At 55.7% G+C, this 2,525-nt stretch carries 4 protein-coding genes; 3 read left to right on the top strand and 1 reads right to left on the bottom strand.

Features of this window, described 5'->3' with window-relative positions; genetic code table 11:
• Together yedE and yedF are read left to right on the top strand one after the other, a co-directional pair.
• Positions 1-830, top strand: an 830-nt coding sequence (gene yedE / locus AB7E14_RS22730; RefSeq protein ID WP_428170005.1) for a selenium metabolism membrane protein YedE/FdhT, incomplete at its 5' end; no start/stop codon positions are given.
• Positions 827-1,060 (top strand): sulfurtransferase-like selenium metabolism protein YedF, encoded by a 234-nt coding sequence (yedF, locus tag AB7E14_RS22725; protein WP_316961773.1) that lies wholly within the window; start codon positions 827-829, stop codon positions 1,058-1,060. The genes yedE and yedF, both read left to right, overlap by 4 nt.
• Before the next feature lie 85 nt (positions 1,061-1,145).
• On the opposite strand, the gene fliE is transcribed toward yedF, so the two are convergent.
• Positions 1,146-1,460, bottom strand: coding sequence for a flagellar hook-basal body complex protein FliE (fliE, locus tag AB7E14_RS22720; RefSeq protein ID WP_043000291.1), 315 nt, complete (start codon positions 1,458-1,460; stop codon positions 1,146-1,148).
• A 216-nt stretch (positions 1,461-1,676) separates the two neighbouring features.
• Here fliE and fliF point away from each other — a divergent pair.
• Positions 1,677-2,525 (top strand): flagellar basal-body MS-ring/collar protein FliF (gene fliF, locus AB7E14_RS22715; RefSeq protein WP_428170004.1); only part of this gene is annotated, 849 nt, incomplete at its 3' end.

Here is a 2,525-nt window from a genome sequence, read left to right as displayed (position 1 = left end):
CGCGTATGGCGATGGGCTGCAACCTGGCGGCATTCGTTACCGGTATTCCTCAATTCTCTCTGCACGCCTGGTTCTTTGCCCTGGCAACCGCCATCGGTTCCTGTTTTGGCGCGCGATTCACCCTGCTGCCAATATTCCGCATTCCGGTCAAGATGCAGAAAGTCTCCGCTGCGTCGCCGTTGACGCAGAAACCGGATCAGGCGCGCCGTCGTTTCCGCCTCGGCATGCTGGTGTTTATCGGCATGATTGGCTGGGCGCTGCTGACCGCCATGAACCAGCCGAAGCTGGGTCTGGCGATGCTGTTCGGCGTGGGTTTTGGTCTGCTGATCGAGCGCGCGCAAATCTGCTTCACCTCCGCCTTCCGCGATCTGTGGATCACCGGACGCACCCATATGGCAAAGGCGATCATCTTCGGGATGGGCGTCAGCGCAATCGGTATTTTCAGCTACGTACAACTGGGCGTGGAAGCCAAAATCATGTGGGCGGGCCCAAATGCAGTAATCGGCGGGCTGTTGTTTGGTTTTGGTATCGTGCTGGCGGGCGGGTGTGAAACCGGCTGGATGTACCGCGCGGTGGAAGGCCAGGTACACTATTGGTGGGTGGGTCTCGGTAACGTCATCGGCTCAACGATTCTGGCCTACTACTGGGATGACTTCGCCCCTGCGCTGGCCACCAACTGGGATAAAATTAATCTGCTCAACACCTTCGGTCCGCTCGGCGGCCTGCTGGTGACCTATCTGCTGCTGTTTGCCGCCCTGATGTTAATCATCGGCTGGGAAAAACATTTCTTCCGTCGTGCCGGGCTGACCCTTGCTAAGGAATCCGCATGAAAAACATTGTTCCTGATTATCGCCTTGATATGGTCGGCGAGCCCTGCCCTTACCCTGCTGTCGCTACGCTGGAAGCGATACCGCAGTTGAAGAAAGGGGAAATTCTGGAAGTGGTCAGCGACTGTCCGCAGTCCATCAATAACATTCCGCTGGACGCGCGCAACCATGGCTACACCGTGCTCGATATTCAGCAAGATGGGCCGACAATTCGTTATTTGATTCAGAAGTAACTGTTTGCCGGAAGGCAACGGCCCCTTATCCGGTCTACAGGGAATCACAGGCCGGATAAGCGCCAACGCCATCCGGCACTCAAACCTAAACCTGCATGGACATCACTTCCTGATAGGCCGATACCAGTTTGTTGCGCACCTGAATTCCCATCTGCATGGAAACTGAGGCTTTTTGCATATCGGTCATCACATCGTTGAGCGCAATCCCCGGCTCACCCAGCGTGAATTTTTCCGCCTGTACGCGGGCAGCAGTTTGCGTATCGCTGATGCGGTCCAGCGCCGCGTGTAATTGACCGGCAAAACTCACGGTCGGTTGCGGCAGTGTCTCCTGCGCCCTGGCGCTCATCGCCGTCGCCTGGAGCTGGCTGATAACCCCTTCAATCCCCTGAATCGCTGACATGATAATCCTCTGGATGGTTTTCTACGCAGCAGAGATTACCAGTTTGTCAATAAGATAAAGGCGCTAAATAACGATAAAAAACCCCGGTTTTTGCCGCATAGAAAAAAACGAAACCGCAAATAATGAGACCGTCAATTTTTCGATTTTGCTGACCCGGGAGTGAGTCTTGTTCCACTTTGCAAATAAAGCCGTCCACGAGCAGTCACGAGGTGCGAGATGAACGCGACTGCATCGGCTGCAACCCAATCTAAACCTCTCGAGTGGCTTAATCGCCTGCGTGCGAATCCCAAAATTCCTCTGATTCTTGCAGGCTCTGCGGCCGTCGCCATTATTGTGGCGATGGGGTTGTGGGCTAAAGCACCTGATTATCGCACGTTATTCAGCAATTTATCCGATCAGGATGGCGGCGCGATCGTCACCCAGTTGACCCAGATGAACATCCCGTACCGCTTCTCAGAAGGCAGTGGCGCGATTGAAGTTCCAGCCGACAAAGTCCATGAACTGCGCCTGCGTCTTGCCCAGCAAGGACTGCCGAAAGGGGGTGCGGTGGGCTTTGAGCTGTTGGATCAGGAAAAGTTCGGCATCAGCCAGTTTAGCGAGCAGGTGAACTACCAGCGTGCGCTGGAAGGCGAACTGGCACGCACCATCGAAACCCTTGGCCCGGTTAAGCGCGCCCGCGTACATCTGGCAATGCCCAAGCCGTCTCTGTTCGTGCGTGAACAGAAATCCCCTTCAGCCTCGGTGACCGTCAATCTGGAACCGGGGCGTGCGCTGGATGAAGGTCAAATCACTGCAGTCGTGCATCTGGTTTCCAGCGCGGTAGCCGGTCTGCCGCCGGGCAATGTGACGCTGGTCGATCAGGCTGGTCATCTGCTCACGCAGTCAAATACCAGCAGTCGCGATCTAAACGACGCACAGTTGAAATACGCCAGCGACGTCGAAGGCCGTGTCCAGCGCCGTATCGAATCGATCCTGTCACCGATTGTCGGTAACGGGAATGTCCACGCGCAGGTCACCGCGCAGCTGGATTTCGCCAATAAAGAACAGACAGAAGAACAGTATCGG

Origin of the sequence: Citrobacter sp., assembly GCF_050252275.1 — a bacterium.
GTDB lineage: Bacteria > Pseudomonadota > Gammaproteobacteria > Enterobacterales > Enterobacteriaceae > Citrobacter_A > Citrobacter_A amalonaticus.
The sequence above is the reverse complement of the archived record's forward strand: the minus strand, read 5'-3'. Positions and strand labels throughout refer to the sequence as shown.